Here is a 15,823-nt window from a genome sequence, read left to right as displayed (position 1 = left end):
ACTCTAACTCGAAAGGAACTGAGCACGATGGCGAGACCAATCATTTCTTATGTCCAAAATCCACCGCTCGCGGATTTATACCATGCCTTCATGGACGGTTTTTCTGATTATATGATTCACTTTGACATGGATGAGGCTCGATTTGAGGCGGTGTTTCTCGTCCGCGATCAAAACCAGCCATCCCGTTCCGTCGTCGCCTATGCGGACGATCGTCCTGTTGCCGTCATGTTGAGCGGCGTGGCGCACCTGGATTCGGGGTGGGTCACTCGTTGCGGTGGCTTGGCGGTCGCCCCTGGCTATCGACACCTCGGCATCGCGAACGAGTTAATGCGCCGCTTCGATGAACAAGCGATGGGCACACGCCTGCTTGAAGTCATCCAAGGGAACGAACCAGCACTCACGCTTTATGAACGGCTCGGCTATGAAACAGTTCGAGAAATTATATACTTCCAATCTGTACCGACCGAGACGGAGGCGTCGCTCGAACCGGAACCGATCACCGAGCTATTCGAGACGTATTATCCGTCTGCGACCCACCGACCGATTTGGCAAGTCGACGTTCGTACGACCCAACAACAGGCTGAGCTTGTGCGAGTCCGTGAGGGCGAGACGACAGGAGCCCTCCTTTTTCGAGGCGATTTGCTCCTTGATGTGTTTGGTCGGGATGAAGATGCGGAATGGTTGTTGCGAGCGGCAGCAGCGGCCGGTCCGATTAAACTGACGCTCACTTCGGATCGTCCGGCCTTGATCGAGGCAGCCCGCCGACTCGGATTCGTGCAGGACGCCATCGCTCAATTCGAGATGGTCAAACCGGGAGGTATCGTGTGATGCATCGTTTCTTGCCCGTCCTGATGGTGCTGCTGATTGTCGGGAATTTGTTCACAATCCTCGGACTGACGACGAACTTGTCATCAGCCAGCACCCGGTTCTTTTTAATCGGTGGCCCGGCCTTGACCGTCTGCGCCGCCCTCAGTATTGTCATAATCGTATTGAAACGAAAGCGATGACCGCGATAGGACGTATGAAGTTTGAGTGAAGTTTGTGGAGGGTCGACTCACCGTTTTGACATGTTCGACATATAAATGAAATGCTTCATATATTGAACTTTTCAAACAAGGATGCTATATTCGCACTTGTAGCTTTTTATATAGCTAGCGAATCATCCTATTTGGAGGTTTTTATCAATATATGTGGAAACAACTACTCGTAACCGTCGGTACAGGCGTCCTGATTTTTTCAGGGACTTCAGCCGTATCGGCGGATCAACTTACCCCGCAAGACCTCGTCAAGGCGACGAAATCGCTCGAACAGACCGAACAGCGGCTTCATACCTCGAAACAATCGGTCGCGAAAGCCAAACGCCGCGCTGAAGCGGTTGAAGCAAAAAAGAACGCGATTCAAAAGAAGATTGATCGTGCCAACGCGCAACTCGCGTCATACGAGACGGCGCTGAATCCCGAGACGGATGATCCATCCCTGTTCAAACAAGTGCTATCGACTGTGCTTCCGAGCGCGAAAGCGGAAGCGGCGGCATCTGAAAAGACCGAGGCTGACTTGAAAGAGAAACAAGCGGCGACGACTCGGTCGTTAGAAAAATTAGAGAACGAACAGGCCAAAGTGGACGCAGAGCACAAGAAAGCCCGCTCGACCCATTCAGCCGCCTACAAGCAATTGAAACATCGGGCCGCCGAGTTGAAAGATTTGAAACGACAAACGGCAGCGTTAGCGCCTGAGAAGTTCATGATGCCGGCGACCGGTCGTCTGTCACAAGGCTACGGCGCTGCGAGCGGACAGTTCGGGTACACGTTCCATAACGGACTCGATATCGCCGCGAACGTCGGCACACCGATTTACGCGGCCGCGGCCGGAACGGTCACCGACGTCAAGTCAGGTGGTCCTTATGGCAAGCACGTCTTCATCGAGCACGAAATCGATGGTCAGAAATGGACCACGGTCTACGCGCACATGCATAAAATCGAAGTGAAAAAAGGACAGGCGTTGCTCCAAGGCGAAGGCATCGGCCAAATCGGCAACACCGGCAACTCGTCAGGTCCTCACCTCCATTTCGAAGTGCATAAAGGCGAATATGCCTATTCATCCAGTTCGGCCGGAAACACGGTCAACCCGATGGACGTCGCCGAAGTACTCGGTGGCGCGTCGCCCATTAAAGCCACTTATTGACGCAACGAAATTCGTTGCGTCATTTTTTGTGTCATTTCTTCAAGCCTGCTCATCATGTGTCGTTCGCAGTTCGAACAGCTTTTGAAACGCCTCGTCGCGGTCGAACGTGCTGAACCAGCGAAAGTCGTCGTGGTCGAGAATCCGGTAATGTTGACTGACCATATTCTGTTGAATCCGATATTTCCCTTGATGCTCGATCGTCGTCCACCAGACGTGTCCGCCCAACGTCTTCGTCGCCAACGTTGGATCGGTATGCGCGACGAGGCGAATGAACTCGATCGGTTGATCCCCAATCAACGAATGGAGATAAGAGCTTTGATTGAACAAGGCGCAGATGGCGACGGTCGTCGTCCAGTTCGCGTTCAGGCGTCGCTTCTCGATTTGAATCAATGTCTTTTTTGAGATACCGACGAGCGTACAGAGTTCTTCTTGGGATAATCCTTGTTCCGTCCGAATCAGTTTGAGTTTGCTGGAAATCAGCTCAGAAAACGTTTCTTTTGTATGCATAAATTCTCCTAAGATGTATTTTTACACATCGTATCATGTGGCTTGAAAACAGGGAAGATATAGGATGGGGAAAACAGCTGTTTATGGTCATGAAAAAGCGGAAGGAGATGGACTCCTTCCGCTCACGCAATGGCCTAAGTTATTCTCGTGTCGGGTCGTGATTGCCTTCGCTATCAGCAATCGTATCCGAGCTCCCGAAATCCTCGACTTGGCTGAACGCGTCGGTGCTTTGGCCAGGCTCGTCCGTCCCATCGAGCTGTTTGCGGGCGGCTGTCTCGGACGGGTTGAGCACGTCTTCTTCGACCGGGCGTTCACGGTCGGTCTGATGCTCGTCTTCTTCTTGTTCACGCGCATGCTTGATGCAGAGTGTCGCTTCCGGGATCACCTCTAGGCGGTCCAACTCGATGTCTTCCCCGCACACCTCACACTTTCCATACGTGCCTTTCTCGATGGCGAGCAGTGCCTTGTCAACATCACTCAAAAAGTCTTCATCGAGCTCCGTGAGCGCTTGGTCGCGTTCACGCAAAAAGAGCTCTTCCCCGGAATCGGCCGGGTGATTATCATAGTGCGACAGTTCCCCTTCGTCATATACCTCTTCCCGATTTTCCATATATCCTTCGGTCTTCGCTTTTTCTTTTAATAGACGCTCCTTGAACGTATCGATCTGCTTCTGTGTCAACATACGGTTCACTCTCCAGTTCTGTTTTCATTAGTATTAGCATTTCCCATTTTGAGTCGTGACAAACCTTCCCGTCGGCGGGGTCCGTTTCTAAACGATTCGGAAAACGGGTATGATGACAGAGAAGGAACGAATTAGCCGAAGGAGGAATTAGGACGATGAGAAAAGTAGAAGTCATCCCATATGACCCGATGTGGGCGACGAAATTCGAAGAAGAGGCGGCCAAGCTCCAGCGATTGTTCGAAGATGAGCTCGTCGCGATTCATCACATTGGCAGTACGTCGGTCCCCGGGCTCGACGCGAAGCCGATTATCGACATCATGCCGGTCGTTCGGCAAATCGAGCGAATCGACGACTGGGTCGGTCATATGGAAGCGCTCGGTTATCGGAGTTTTGGTGAACACGGCATCCCGAGACGCCGTTTCTTTGCGAAAGGCGAGGAGGTTCGGACTTTCCACGTCCACATGTTCGAGGACGGGGATGACGGCGTCATCCGGCATCTCGCCTTTCGTGACTACTTGATCACATTCCCGGACGTGCGGGACGAGTACGCGGCGCTCAAGCAGCAGTTGGCGAGTCAACATCCGGACGATATCGAAAGTTACATCCAAGGGAAACAAGACTGGGTATCGGCGACGGAGCGGGCGGCTACAATATGGTATGGATCCAGAAAACAAATTTGAAACCTTTTTCCATTTCCCCTCGTAAATAATGGTAATTATTTAAGGGGGGAACGAAATGAAACAATTTCTTGGCAAGTGTATCGAGTACGCGTTCGTCGCCGTCGTGTTCGTGGGTTTGTTTTTCGGACTGCGTTACGGAGTCAGTCACTTCGTCTTAACAGCCGAGGAGTCTTATTTCTATGTCTTTCTCGGCACCGCGTTTATCGTCTTTCCGGCCTCGCTGTTTGGAGGTTACTGGCTGGCCCGTCCCATTCAGCGCCGTTTGAGCGGAAGAGAGACGGTCAGTTCGAACCACACGTTGCGCGGCTATGAAAAACCGCACGGGGTCACTGAGACACGAGATTATGGGAACGAGGGATCGGGGTCGTTATGATGCAGTTGAGACGAACCGACGATGCGGCATTGATTGCGACGTTGAACCGTCCCGTCCATGAACATCATCTTCAACTCGCACCGGCCTTCTTTGCATCTTACGATCACGCGGCGATGGAAGCGGCGTTTTCGGAGATGATGGCGCGAGACGATTATCATTTCTTCACGGCAGAGGTCGACGGGGATACAGTTGGCTACGTCTGTTTTCAAGAGCGGGTGAGTGAGGCGAACGCGTTTCGACAGGCGGTTCGGACGCTCTATGTGCAACAAATCAGTATTAACCCGGAGGCGAAGCGACGAGGGTATGGACGTTTGGTTATGGAAGAAGTGGAACGCTATGCCATCGCGCACGGATTTCCCTCAATCGAACTGGATTATTGGTCGGTGAACGAAGCGGCTGCGGCTTTTTATGAACAGGTCGGATTCCGACCGAAACGCCAAGTCGTCGTAAAGCAGCTGTAGAACGGAGAGACCGGCCATGGCCCGGCGGATCACCTTGTTCATCGTGTTGACGTTTAGTCTGTCATGGTCGTGTTGGGTGTGAACATCTGGCTTGTCCGCACGACGGGCATCTCGTCTTGGCGCGCCGCTATGATGCGCAATTTTTGAAAGTGGAATGAGGAGGATTTGATGGAGACAGTCATTTTAGTCATCGGTGTCATCGGGACGATTTCGCTCATGTTATTCATGTCGAACCAATGGTTGGGTTATGGCAAAGGCAACATCGTCATGACGCTAGACGAGCATTATACGAATTTGAATGAGTATGTGCCGGCAATCCTGACGAAACTGTATGAGGACGGGAAGTCGGCCCATTATCTCGGCGACCGGAAGTTTGAAGTGGACGGGAAACGCTACGTCCTCGTCGAGCGGACCGTCCCGATTGGTCGGGTTCCGACACAACAGACGGTGCTCATGCCGGACAAACAATAAGCCGCGCCTCAGGCGCGGCTTATTTTATTTGACGGCCGGGGGACCGAACACACCGGCGTGATAGTCGCGGAACGCTTGGCGAATCTCATCCTCGGTGTTCATGACGAACGGGCCGTGAGCGATATAGTCTTCTCGAATCGGTTTGCCTGAATAGACAAGCAGTTTCGTGCGTGACGTTGCTTTTATGCGGAGTCCGCTCTCACCCTCGGCCGTCTCGTCGAACGTGAGCGTCGCTACGTGCGTCTTCTCGAGCGGTGTCGCGGACGTCCCGAGTTCGACCGAACCGGCGAGCATATAGACGAAGGCGTTATGATTCACGGGGATGACGTGCTCATAGACTTCACCTTCCTTTAAGCTGACTTCACTCATCGTGATCGGGACAAGGCTGTCCATCGGGCCTGTCGCACCGGCGACCTCACCCGAATAGACACGGACTTGTCCACCGTCGATCGGCACGACCGGGGCGTCTTCGACGTACACGTTTTGATAAGACGTCGTCGTCGTTTTGAGCGCTTTCGGTAAATTGAGCCATAGTTGCAGCGTATGAATCAAGTCATCAGCAACGGCCTCCTCGGCGTGTCGGGCCGCCCAGCCCGCGTTCATGTACTGGACGTCTCCGGCATCTAAAATCGAATGGCCGCCATGGTTGTCGATATGTTCGAGTCGTCCGTCAATCACATAGGTGATCGTTTGGAAACCGCGATGCGGGTGGTCCGAGAACGTGCCACGTTTGAACCAGTCCTCGGCCATCAAGATGAACGGGTCGAACTCGTTTTTTCGCTCAGGGGGCAAGACCCAACCTTGTTGCACGTGTGGATATCCAGGTTGCTTATAAGCGACGGGCCAATGTGTGGCGACGTCGCGCTCGAATCGTTTCGTCATCGAATCCTCTCCTTTACATCGTTTGCTGTCATTGTCGCATAGCGACCGATGGATGCTTTCTGATTTTGCCTAGAAAACGTGCAAAGACAGACCGGTTCATACCGGTCTGTCTTTAGGAAAGGGGTTAGCCCTGTTGCTTATTGAATAAGTCGTGCCAACGTTCGGCATCGGCGCGGAGCAGTTTGAAGTGTGACCCTGTCAACGTATTCGTCAAAAAGACATCGTCTCCGTTATAGCTGACATCGAACGTCTGCGCACAAATACCCTCGAAAACGGTCAAATAGGGAGTCGGGGCCGGGGTCCCGGCCGTGGCGACAGCTTTCGAACGATCGATCGCTTGGAACACGAATTGGACGGCCTCGGCATTGGCGTGATGCAAGAACGATGCGTCCTTGGATTCCGTTCCGAGCAGCGCCAAGTCATGTGTCACGACATGCCGGCGGTGGGCAAATTGTTGGCGCATCTTCGTTTTCAACCGATCGCCGCGAAGCAACGTTTCTTCTCGATAGGTGATTGAAACGACTTGTTTATGCGGTTTCCCGTCACGGATGAATGAAAAGCTGAACAAAGGATAGCGCTCATTCGGGATGAGCGTCGTCGGGAGCGTGCTCGCCTGACGAGCGCCAAGCATGCGGTCGAAGCTCGCGTCTTTCGGTCGAAGGGCCTCCCCATATAAGGTTTGATCAGATGACAAATGAAGTCCGTATTGTTTTGTATCTTGAGACACCTCGGTACCTAAGGCGAGGGAGAGGAAAGGTTGGCGCGATGCTTCGTTAATCGGCAACGTGACCGTCTCATATGTTTCCGGGGATTCGAACGTGAATTCGAAAGAGCCATTGAACGGCATCGTCACGTGAACGAGCGTCTGCTCGAGCCCGCTCCGTTTTGGATATGGTTCGTTGCCGACCGGTTTGGTCATCTCTTCTGTGAAATGGAGCCGTTCGTGCGGTTGGGCGTTTCGCAGTTTTGACGTCGCTGAAGACGGAACAGCGTGGTCACGATACGCAATGAGACTGTTCGGCAATGTGTCGATTTGTTTCATGTACGTGATCGTCTCGGCTTGGCATTGAACGTAGGCTTGATTGTCCACTTCAAAAAAAGTGGCGGTCGGAAAGACATCGGTCGAGGATGTCGTGATCAGCGGTTGGGTCAATGTGACCGTCCCGATCAAGTGACGTTCTCCGTCAGGAATACGGGATAGCGCGTCCTCTGGATAACAAGCATCGAGGACGTTCGTCCGATCGGACTCGGTCATCTCGATTTGTTGTCCTGATGGCAGGGTAGCGCGACCTTGATAGTACTCTGGAGCTGTATGTAAACGAAAGGCATGTTCTTCTTCACATCCAAAAAGGACGAACAACATGGCGAACGTACAAAGAATCAAGTACTTTTTCACGGGGGTGCACTCCTTTGATGATTAACTTTCATCATTTTAGCACCATTTTTTTGTGACTTTAGTCTTAGGAAAATTAATGTGTTTTTTTAAAAAAAAATCAAAAAACCCGCTCAACTTGAACTGAGCGGGCTTGTTTTACACTTATGGATATGAAATGGAATTTCACTCTTATGAACATGTCGATTTTTGACGAATGAACCGTTGAATGGCCACGTTCTTGAAAATGATGAAACTATTTAAAAAATCAAGGATGGAACCAATCAGGGTTTATTTGTTTATTTTTACCTTCAATCGACGTCGCGGCCGCGGGCTGCCTTCAAAATTTCGAACCATTCTTCACGGGTGAGCTCGATATCGAGCGCGCCGACGGCGGTCTTGACTCGGTCAATTTTCCCAGATCCGACGATCGGCATGATCTTGGCAGGGTGTTTCAAAAGCCATGCGTAAACGACTGCATCGATACCGCTCGCTTTATGGCGGTCACTGATGTCTTCGAGTTTCTCGCGAAGCGGCGCATACTGTGACTCGGTGAACAGTTGACCGCCGGCGAGCGGGCTCCACGCCATGAGCGGCATCCGCTTCTCGTGGCATAGGTCGACAGAACCATCTTCGAAGTGTTTCAGTTGCATCGGTGAAAGTTCGAGCTGATTCGTCACGAGTTGGAACGGCAAGCGTGACTGGAGCAACTGTTGGGTTGCCGGTACGTGGTTCGAGACACCGAACGTCCGGACTTTTCCACTTCGTTGTAACGTAATGAATGCCTCAGCGACTTCGTCCGGGTCCATGAGCGGATCGGGACGATGGATCAACAGCGTGTCAATCTGGTCGATGGCGAGCTCTTTGAGTGAACGCTCGGCTTGACGGATGATATGCTCTTTCGTCGTATCATAATGGTTGATTGTTTGGCCTGGGTTGAAAGAGCCTGTCAGTTTAATGCCAGTCTTCGTCACGATCTCGATTTGATCGCGAAGTGAGGGATTGAGGCGAAGTGCTTCCCCGAATAGTCCTTCACATGTATAGCCACCGTATATATCGGCATGGTCGAACGTCGTGATTCCGAGTTCGATACATTGCTCGATGAACGTGAGACGTTCCTGCGGGCTCATATCCCATTCAGCGAGACGCCACATGCCGTGGATGATCCGTGAGAATGATAAGTCTTCTGTCAGTTCGATACGTTGCATGATTGATTCCTCCTCATTGTCTGTCGCTTTCATTATAGAGATAATCGGGGGATGCGTCACTTATTGGGCGTATCGGACGGACGCGGACCGAGTCAAATGAAAGTGATTTCAGTTATGATAGGAAAGAGATGAACCGAAAAAGAGGAGTGCTCTATGAATCATTATGAACAATATGCGGGCGTCACGTTTGAGCGACACGGGCAAGACACGCGTGTGACCGCCTATCATCCTGACCTCGAACTGCACGGGATCGGGCGCAGTGCTGCCGTGTTCCGCATAAAATCTACACGACTCGTCATTAAAGTGTTTTTCCCTGGCTATACGCACATCGCGGCCGAGGAAGCCGTGATCTATCGGAAGCTCGAGGGATTGCCACAATTCCCGGGTCTGTACGAAGCGGGTCCGAACTATATCGTCATCGACTATATCGAAGGGAAGACACTGTTTGAATGTTTGATTGAAGGCATTTGGATCGACCCCGCGTACATCAAGCAAGTCGATGAGGCGCTCATAGCGGCCCGGCGACTCGGGTTGACCCCGTCCGATGTCCATTTGCGCAACCTCATCCTCACGCCGGACGGCCGACTCTATTTGATTGACTTGGCGCGATTCCGACAAGGGCAACAAGTCGATCACCAATGGGAAGATTTGAAGCGGATGTATCGGCTCTACCGCCTCCGTTTCATGCCGAAGCGGTATTCGGAGCGCTGGTTGAACGGTGTCGCCTACCTATATCGTACGTTCGTGAACGACCCGAGACGTTAGTCGACGGTCGTTTTTCTTTTGAAGATTAGGGAACAACAGTAACGTATTGTCGTTGTGTAGTCATTCAAAAGGAGGACGAATACATAGCTCATCGAATTTATGCGAACGAACTGGAAACGTTGCACGATTGCGTGGAGACGTGCAATTACTGTCTTGAATCTTGTCTCGAGGAACATGACGTGAAGATGATGGTCGACTGTATCCGACTCGATCGTGAGTGCGCTGCAATCTGTTCATTCCTCGCTGAGGCGATGACACGGGATTCGGCGTTCGTACCGGAACTGGCCCGGGCTTGTGCGGTCGTCTGTAAGGCGTGTGCCCAAGAGTGTGAGAAACATAAGCACGAACATTGTCAGGAATGTGCGCGCGTCTGTTTCGAGTGCGCATCGATGTGTGACCGTTTGGCAGCCTAAGGTAAAAAAGTCAGTCGAAACGGCTGACTTTTTTTGTGGCAGCAAATCGTTACGTGTATTTTGAAATTGAGATAAGTATAATAAAGAAAACTTATAGAAAGTATGGTGTCCTCATGATTCGCAACTGCCGTCGAGACGACCTTCAAGCCGTTTTACATATTTACAATGACGCAATCGTCAACAGTACAGCTGTTTACCATTACGAGCCGGTGACGCTTCAAAATCGCGTCGCTTGGTACGAAGACAAAAAAGCGTCCGGGCTCCCGATCATCGTTTGGGAGGAAGGCGATGTCGTCATGGGCTTTGCCACGTTCGGCCCGTTCCGTCCATGGCCGGCCTATCATTATACGGTCGAGCACTCGGTGTACGTGCATCCCGGCTATCGGGGGAAAGGGATCGGGAATAAATTGCTCCGTGAAATCATCCGCATCGGTGAAGAACGGGAAGTGAAGACGATGATTGGTGGGATCGATGCCGCCAATATCGCGAGCGTCAAAGCACATGAAAAATTAGGGTTCGTCCATTCAGGCACGATAAAAAAAGCCGGCTACAAGTTTGGCAAATGGCTGGACTTATCGTTTTATCAGCTTGATTTGAAAGGCCCCGAGACTCCGCAAGAAGGCTGACCGCTAGCTGTCGAACTTCTAAAATTGCGGTATACTGGGAACAGTGTATCGAATGGAGGAATCAGTATGACAGAACTACCGAATTGCCCAAAATGTCAGTCAACTTATGTGTATGAGGACGGGAGCTTGCTCGTCTGTCCGGAATGCGCCTACGAGTGGTCGCCGAGCGAGGTAGCCGAAGCGGAAGCAGACGCGCAAATCAAAGATGCGAACGGAAATGTGCTCCAAGACGGGGACACAGTCACGGTCATCAAAGATTTGAAGGTGAAAGGGACGTCGCTCGTCGTCAAACAAGGCACGAAAGTGAAAGGGATCCGTCTCGTCGACGGGGACCATGACATCGACTGCAAGATTGAGGGCTTTGGCGCGATGAAACTCAAGTCGGAGTTTGTGAAAAAAATTTAAAAAAAGCGTGTTGATCCGTTCGCGGACCAACACGTTTTTTGCTGTTTATGAGAAAAATGGTTTGTATTCCCGGCGTTCGTGCATGACGGATACCCATTGGAGCGTCGTGAACTCCTCGAGCACCCACTCGCCGTTGAAGCGGCCAAGACCCGAATCTTTCTCTCCGCCGAACGGCAAGTGCGGTTCGTCGTTCACCGATTGGTCGTTGACGTGAATCATCCCCGTCTCGACTTGGCGTGCGAACTCGGTCGCACGGTAAATCGAACCATGGACGGCACCACTCAGTCCGTATGGCAACTCGTTCGAGAGTTTCAGCGCCTCGGCGTCGTCCTTGAACGACAGAATGACGGCGACCGGTCCGAAAATCTCATTTTTCGCAAGCGGCATGTCGTTCGTGACACCGCTCACGACAGTTGGCTCGAGCACGTTCCCGTCAGCGTTGCCGCCGACCTGGAGCGTCGCACCGGCGTCGACCGTCTGCTTGATTTGATCGAGGATGCGGTCGACTTGATCGTGATCGATGAGTGGCCCGACTTGTGTATCCGATTCGTTCGGGTTGCCGAACTTCAAGGCACGGACTCGCTCAACGAATTTTTTGAGGAATTCATCGTGAATCGACTCGGCGACAAGGATTCGGTTCGTCGACATACAGATTTGCCCTTGGTGATAGAATTTCGAATAGACGGCCGATTCCACGGCACGGTCGATGTCGGCGTCGTCTAAGACGACGAAGACGTTATTCCCGCCGAGTTCGAGCGCTGTCTTTTTCAACAGGCGTCCGGCCTTCTCGGCGATCCCTTTGCCGACCTCGGTCGAACCGGTGAACGAGATGAGTTTTGGCACCGGGTGCTCGACGATGGCGTCCCCGATCTCCGAACCGCGACCGACGACGATGTTCAAGACGCCTTTCGGAAGACCCGCTTCTTCAAATAGCGAGGCGAAGAGGAGACCTCCTGTGACCGGTGTCGCCGTCGCTGGTTTGACGACGACGGTGTTCCCCGTCGCGAGGGCGGAGACGATTGAGCGGACCGCGAGGTGGAACGGGAAGTTCCATGGGCTGATGACGCCGATGACGCCGAGCGGTTTCCGATAGACCCGGTTCTCTTTGTTCGGGACGATTGAAGGCTTGATGAGCCCGTCCATGCGGAACGGGAACGTCGCCGCTTCCTTGATGATCGCCATCGAGGCTAAAAATTCGCCTTCTGCTTTGATGCGCGTGCTGCCCGACTCTTTGACGAGCCAGTCGATGATGTCATCTTTATGCTGCAACGTCACTTCGGCGAACTTCTCAATCAAGGTCCGTCGATTTTGTGGCAGCATCGTCGCCCATTCGGTTTGTGCTTCTTTCGCAACGGCATAAGCCTTGTCGAGATCAGACTCGTCGGCCGACCGGATGGAGAACAATGTCTCATCCGTGAACGGGTTGGTGTTATCGATCGATTTGTCGCTTGACCCTTCGACCCATTGGCCATCAATGTACATCTTTGTAAAATCGGTATGCATATTCAAACACTCCTTTATCTTTTTGCTTCACCTTAAGAAGTATTCACCTGATTTGAAAAAATAAACCTCTCGATGCGCAACTAACTTGTTTTACAAAGTAGTTGCAATTGGTAGTGCCTTCCATTACTATTATGTATAACAAGTTAGTTTAACGAAAGTGAGGTCACGCCATGGCGATGAGTCAAATGTTAAAAGGATTGCTCGAAGGTTGCCTGTTGGCCATCATCGATAAAGGAGAGACGTACGGCTATGAGATGTCGGAGAAGTTGCAGACGTACGGCTTCACGATGGTGAGCGAGGGCAGTATTTACCCGGTCCTGTTACGGATGAAGAAAGAAGGGTGGGTCGAGACGGTCCAAAAGTCGTTGCCATCAGGGGGACCGAAACGAAAATATTACATTTTGACGGAGGCGGGGCACCAAGAGCTGCTCGCCTTCAAACAACGTTGGGCGGAAGTGTCAAGCGGTGTCGACCGCGTACTCGGAGAGGAGAATGAAGATGGAACTTTCAAAAAAGAGTCGTGATTTTTTGGATGACTTGGCGGTCTATCTCATGTCGAGCGGTAAGTCGGAAGGTGAAGTAAAAGAAGTTGTCGAGGAGTTAAAAGACCATCTCGAAGAAGCGGAACGAGCGGGAAAAGGTGTGGACGAGGTTGTCGGCCAAAGCCCGAAAGACTACATGCAACACCTCGGAAGCGAGATGACGTTTGACGTGAAGGGATTCGTCAAAATTGTTACGATGATCATTCCGAACGTATTCGCCTACATCATCATCGCTAATTTCATTCAAGGGGAGATGATGTTCTCGACAGTTCAATTGATCGGATTCCCGCTCGTCGCTGTCCTGTTCTTACTCGCCGCTTCACAAGCGTTCCGCAACATGTCGGTCCGCTCGAAAGAAAATAAATTCAAAAACGGGATGATATACATTGCGCTCGCCGCGATGCCGATGACGTTATTCCTCGGGCTGATGGTACTCGACATCTTCGTCGAGACCCCAACGATCGTGTTCGGCCCAACCGGTCAACTCGTGTTATTCGGCCTTGCCGTCGTCACGTTGCTCATCGTCTCGGTTTGGACGAAGACGTGGATCAATCTGATCATTCCGATTCTCTTATTCGGGCCCCAATACGCGTTCGCCCAAACAAGCTTGCCGCTCGAACAACAATTGATTTACTCGATGCTGATTTTGTTCGTTGGGATGGGGATTTTCTTGTTCGTGTGGTGGAAAAAGAACCAAAAGGGGCAAGTTTGATGCGGGGGCGCTTCGGATTATTTCTCTTCTTGAGCCCTACCTTTGGGCTATCTCATGGCCGCAGCCGACGATCAATGAGACAGGTTGTCCGAAAAAGCACTCACGTCTGCTTAGAGTGTAACGCGGCTGGGAATAGGCAACTGTACGCCTAAAAGAGAAAGAAGGGATTCCCGTTGCCAGTCAATCCGACGATTCAATTTTATTTGAACCAGTTTCAAAATCAGCTCTCGACCACATATGACCAATTGGATCCGTTCGAATTAAGACGACAAGAAGACGCAATGATGACCCGGTTTCAACATAAAGAGCACGTGCATGATGTCGAAGAGCGTCTGATCGCGCTCTCAGGCCGTTCGCTCCCGATTCGCATCTATCGGTCGAGTCGAACGATCGCGCCAGCACTCGTCTATTATCATGGTGGCGGATATGTCACGGGCAGTCTCGACACCCATGACGCGATATGTCGGACGATCGCGAACGAGGCCGACTGCACCGTCATCTCGGTCGGCTACCGACTCGCTCCGGAGCATAAGTTTCCGACAGCCGTCTACGATAGCTATGAGGCGCTCGTTTGGATTGCGGATCACGCCTCGGAATTTGAAATCGATGCTGAGCGCATCGCCGTCGGCGGTGACAGTGCCGGCGGGACGCTCGCCACGGTCAGTGCCTTGATGGCGATTGAACGAGGTCGCCCCCTCGTCATGCATCAGCTGCTGTTTTACCCGGTTACCGGGACCGAGGAGAACTTGCCGCTGTCATTGATTGATTACGCGAACGGTTATCTGCTCGATGAAGGGCTCATCCGGTGGTTCCAGCAACAATATTTCCATGATGAGTCGGAATTGATGCATCCGTACGCCTCGCCGATTTTTTCGGACCACTTGGAGGACCTTCCCCCGACGACGTTGTTGACGGCCGAATACGACCCGCTGCGCGACCTCGGACGCGCATACGCCAACAAATTGATTAGCCTCGGTGTCCCGGTGACGTATCAAAATTACGATGGCTTGATTCACGGCTTCGTCAACTATTACACGTATGTCCCAGAAGCGAGACGAGCCGTCAAAGAAGCAGCACAGGCGCTCGGAACGGCATTCATAAAAAAAATTCGTCCATGAGGCGAGTTTTTTTATGCTTTCGATAAGCTTGGGAAGCGACAGTCTTCCGGGAAGAGCTGTTCTTCATTCATGCGAATCATCCATTGCCCGTCCCGGGATGGGCGCTGTTCCACACCGTCCAGCTCAGGCGTGAATTCGAAGACGATCTCGGTGATGCCTTCGAAAGAGAGTCGGGCCACAACGTCACGCATGTCGACAGGCCGAGATGACAGTACCGCGAATAACTTCAGACGCATGCCTTCAATCAAATAGATGACGTGCACATCGTCGAAGCGATAAACGTCTTTGTTCATGCCTTGATAGTAGTGGAACATCCAAATATGCATGTCGTCCGTCGCATAGAGGCGTGGCGAAAACGGGAGCGACTCCAGCTTGAATCGACGCCACTGCTCGGCATCGACATCGACACGTTCGAGTGGAGCCGCAGATCCCGATACTGAAACGAATAGCTCCGGTTCAAGTTGGACGGAGAACCCCTGTTGCTCGTAAAATGGTTCAACCCCTTCGTCACAAGCCAAAAAATAAGGCAAGCCATCGGCGTCATGCTGTTTGAACACATGCTTGAAAATACGGGTGGCAAGTCCTAGTCCTTGTCGGTCCTCGTCCGTCATGACTGTCCCAATCTGATACGCCTCGCGAGCGGTTCCGTCAGCCACGATCGTCATCCGGCTCATGCCGACGTTCGAGATGACATTCCGATAAAACGTCAATGAGTAACAACGATAGCGGTCGGTCCATTCGCCGGCCATGTACCATTCACCAAAATCGATGCCGAACATCTCATCGGCCAAATAGAAAAATGACGCGAATTCTTCCCCTGAATACTCGAGATTGCTGATAGGTCGTTTAGCCATATGACTCACTCCTTGTTTTGAACTTCTCGGTCCGTTCCTGTACATTAGAGGCAGAGAGGGGTAATACA

21 protein-coding genes are annotated in these 15,823 nt (G+C 52.0%); 14 read left to right on the top strand and 7 right to left on the bottom strand.

Annotated features, from left to right (window positions below):
- Positions 1-27: 27 nt before the first annotated feature.
- From KNP79_RS10385 to KNP79_RS10375, 3 genes are all read left to right on the top strand, one after another.
- The gene (locus KNP79_RS10385; RefSeq protein WP_215192286.1) at positions 28-828 is read left to right on the top strand and encodes a GNAT family N-acetyltransferase; all 801 of its coding nucleotides are present in this window, start codon (positions 28-30) and stop codon (positions 826-828) included.
- Positions 828-1,007 carry a hypothetical protein gene (locus tag KNP79_RS10380; protein ID WP_034779676.1) on the top strand — a complete coding sequence of 60 codons (180 nt, stop codon included), beginning with the start codon at positions 828-830 and terminating at the stop codon, positions 1,005-1,007. The genes KNP79_RS10385 and KNP79_RS10380 overlap by 1 nt, the downstream gene beginning before the upstream one ends.
- Positions 1,008-1,188: 181 nt before the next feature.
- Positions 1,189-2,181 carry a M23 family metallopeptidase gene (locus KNP79_RS10375; protein ID WP_215192284.1) on the top strand — a complete coding sequence of 331 codons (993 nt, stop codon included), beginning with the start codon at positions 1,189-1,191 and terminating at the stop codon, positions 2,179-2,181.
- 39 nt (positions 2,182-2,220) lie between these two features.
- On the opposite strand, the gene KNP79_RS10370 is transcribed toward KNP79_RS10375, so the two are convergent.
- Positions 2,221-2,688: a helix-turn-helix transcriptional regulator gene (locus KNP79_RS10370; protein ID WP_214709170.1), complete on the bottom strand. Its 468-nt coding sequence runs from the start codon at positions 2,686-2,688 to the stop codon at positions 2,221-2,223.
- A gap of 139 nt (positions 2,689-2,827) precedes the next feature.
- Positions 2,828-3,370 carry a TraR/DksA C4-type zinc finger protein gene (locus tag KNP79_RS10365; protein WP_034779670.1) on the bottom strand — a complete coding sequence of 181 codons (543 nt, stop codon included), beginning with the start codon at positions 3,368-3,370 and terminating at the stop codon, positions 2,828-2,830.
- A gap of 155 nt (positions 3,371-3,525) precedes the next feature.
- Between KNP79_RS10365 and KNP79_RS10360 the strand changes: the two genes are divergently transcribed.
- From KNP79_RS10360 to KNP79_RS10345, 4 genes are all read left to right on the top strand, one after another.
- A complete protein-coding gene (locus KNP79_RS10360; RefSeq protein ID WP_215192282.1) occupies positions 3,526-4,050 on the top strand; it encodes a GrpB family protein in 525 nt (174 codons plus the stop codon).
- Between the two features lie 55 nt (positions 4,051-4,105).
- The gene (locus tag KNP79_RS10355; RefSeq protein WP_034779666.1) at positions 4,106-4,423 is read left to right on the top strand and encodes a hypothetical protein; all 318 of its coding nucleotides are present in this window, start codon (positions 4,106-4,108) and stop codon (positions 4,421-4,423) included.
- Positions 4,424-4,428: 5 nt separating this feature from the next.
- Positions 4,429-4,884 carry a GNAT family N-acetyltransferase gene (locus KNP79_RS10350; protein WP_215192280.1) on the top strand — a complete coding sequence of 152 codons (456 nt, stop codon included), beginning with the start codon at positions 4,429-4,431 and terminating at the stop codon, positions 4,882-4,884.
- A gap of 168 nt (positions 4,885-5,052) precedes the next feature.
- Complete coding sequence (locus KNP79_RS10345) at positions 5,053-5,355, top strand: hypothetical protein (protein WP_034779662.1); 303 nt, start codon at positions 5,053-5,055, stop codon at positions 5,353-5,355.
- Positions 5,356-5,379: 24 nt separating this feature from the next.
- On the opposite strand, the gene KNP79_RS10340 is transcribed toward KNP79_RS10345, so the two are convergent.
- The 3 genes from KNP79_RS10340 to KNP79_RS10330 all read right to left on the bottom strand — a co-directional run bounded on the left by KNP79_RS10340 (position 5,380) and on the right by KNP79_RS10330 (position 8,817).
- Positions 5,380-6,237, bottom strand: a complete 858-nt coding sequence (locus KNP79_RS10340; RefSeq protein ID WP_214709180.1) for a pirin family protein — start codon at positions 6,235-6,237, stop codon at positions 5,380-5,382.
- Between the two features lie 124 nt (positions 6,238-6,361).
- Positions 6,362-7,633 carry a hypothetical protein gene (locus tag KNP79_RS10335; RefSeq protein WP_371743429.1) on the bottom strand — a complete coding sequence of 424 codons (1,272 nt, stop codon included), beginning with the start codon at positions 7,631-7,633 and terminating at the stop codon, positions 6,362-6,364.
- A 287-nt stretch (positions 7,634-7,920) separates the two neighbouring features.
- Positions 7,921-8,817, bottom strand: coding sequence for an aldo/keto reductase (locus tag KNP79_RS10330; RefSeq protein ID WP_215192278.1), 897 nt, complete (start codon positions 8,815-8,817; stop codon positions 7,921-7,923).
- A gap of 153 nt (positions 8,818-8,970) precedes the next feature.
- On the opposite strand from KNP79_RS10330, the gene KNP79_RS10325 reads away from it, so the two are divergent.
- The 4 genes from KNP79_RS10325 to KNP79_RS10310 all read left to right on the top strand — a co-directional run bounded on the left by KNP79_RS10325 (position 8,971) and on the right by KNP79_RS10310 (position 11,026).
- Positions 8,971-9,582, top strand: coding sequence for a serine/threonine protein kinase (locus KNP79_RS10325; RefSeq protein WP_034779656.1), 612 nt, complete (start codon positions 8,971-8,973; stop codon positions 9,580-9,582).
- A gap of 62 nt (positions 9,583-9,644) precedes the next feature.
- Complete coding sequence (locus KNP79_RS15915; RefSeq protein WP_483299403.1) at positions 9,645-9,995, top strand: four-helix bundle copper-binding protein; 351 nt, start codon at positions 9,645-9,647, stop codon at positions 9,993-9,995.
- A 113-nt stretch (positions 9,996-10,108) separates the two neighbouring features.
- Positions 10,109-10,621 (top strand): GNAT family N-acetyltransferase, encoded by a 513-nt coding sequence (locus KNP79_RS10315; RefSeq protein ID WP_214753440.1) that lies wholly within the window; start codon positions 10,109-10,111, stop codon positions 10,619-10,621.
- Between the two features lie 66 nt (positions 10,622-10,687).
- Positions 10,688-11,026: a zinc ribbon domain-containing protein YjdM gene (locus KNP79_RS10310; protein WP_114165343.1), complete on the top strand. Its 339-nt coding sequence runs from the start codon at positions 10,688-10,690 to the stop codon at positions 11,024-11,026.
- Between the two features lie 45 nt (positions 11,027-11,071).
- On the opposite strand, the gene KNP79_RS10305 is transcribed toward KNP79_RS10310, so the two are convergent.
- A complete protein-coding gene (locus KNP79_RS10305; protein ID WP_215192276.1) occupies positions 11,072-12,529 on the bottom strand; it encodes an aldehyde dehydrogenase family protein in 1,458 nt (485 codons plus the stop codon).
- 170 nt (positions 12,530-12,699) lie between these two features.
- Between KNP79_RS10305 and KNP79_RS10300 the strand changes: the two genes are divergently transcribed.
- The 3 genes from KNP79_RS10300 to KNP79_RS10290 all read left to right on the top strand — a co-directional run bounded on the left by KNP79_RS10300 (position 12,700) and on the right by KNP79_RS10290 (position 14,901).
- Positions 12,700-13,053 carry a PadR family transcriptional regulator gene (locus tag KNP79_RS10300; protein WP_215192274.1) on the top strand — a complete coding sequence of 118 codons (354 nt, stop codon included), beginning with the start codon at positions 12,700-12,702 and terminating at the stop codon, positions 13,051-13,053.
- Positions 13,028-13,783: an HAAS domain-containing protein gene (locus tag KNP79_RS10295; RefSeq protein WP_215192272.1), complete on the top strand. Its 756-nt coding sequence runs from the start codon at positions 13,028-13,030 to the stop codon at positions 13,781-13,783. The genes KNP79_RS10300 and KNP79_RS10295 overlap by 26 nt, the downstream gene beginning before the upstream one ends.
- A gap of 173 nt (positions 13,784-13,956) precedes the next feature.
- Positions 13,957-14,901 (top strand): alpha/beta hydrolase, encoded by a 945-nt coding sequence (locus tag KNP79_RS10290; RefSeq protein ID WP_215192270.1) that lies wholly within the window; start codon positions 13,957-13,959, stop codon positions 14,899-14,901.
- Between the two features lie 11 nt (positions 14,902-14,912).
- Here KNP79_RS10290 and KNP79_RS10285 read toward each other — a convergent pair whose 3' ends face one another.
- A complete protein-coding gene (locus tag KNP79_RS10285) occupies positions 14,913-15,755 on the bottom strand; it encodes a GNAT family N-acetyltransferase (RefSeq protein ID WP_215192268.1) in 843 nt (280 codons plus the stop codon).
- Positions 15,756-15,823 lie beyond the last annotated feature (68 nt).

This window comes from Exiguobacterium sp. s7, assembly GCF_018618195.1.
In the GTDB taxonomy this organism is placed as follows: Bacteria; Bacillota; Bacilli; order Exiguobacteriales; family Exiguobacteriaceae; genus Exiguobacterium; species Exiguobacterium mexicanum_A.
The sequence above is the reverse complement of the archived record's forward strand: the minus strand, read 5'-3'. Positions and strand labels throughout refer to the sequence as shown.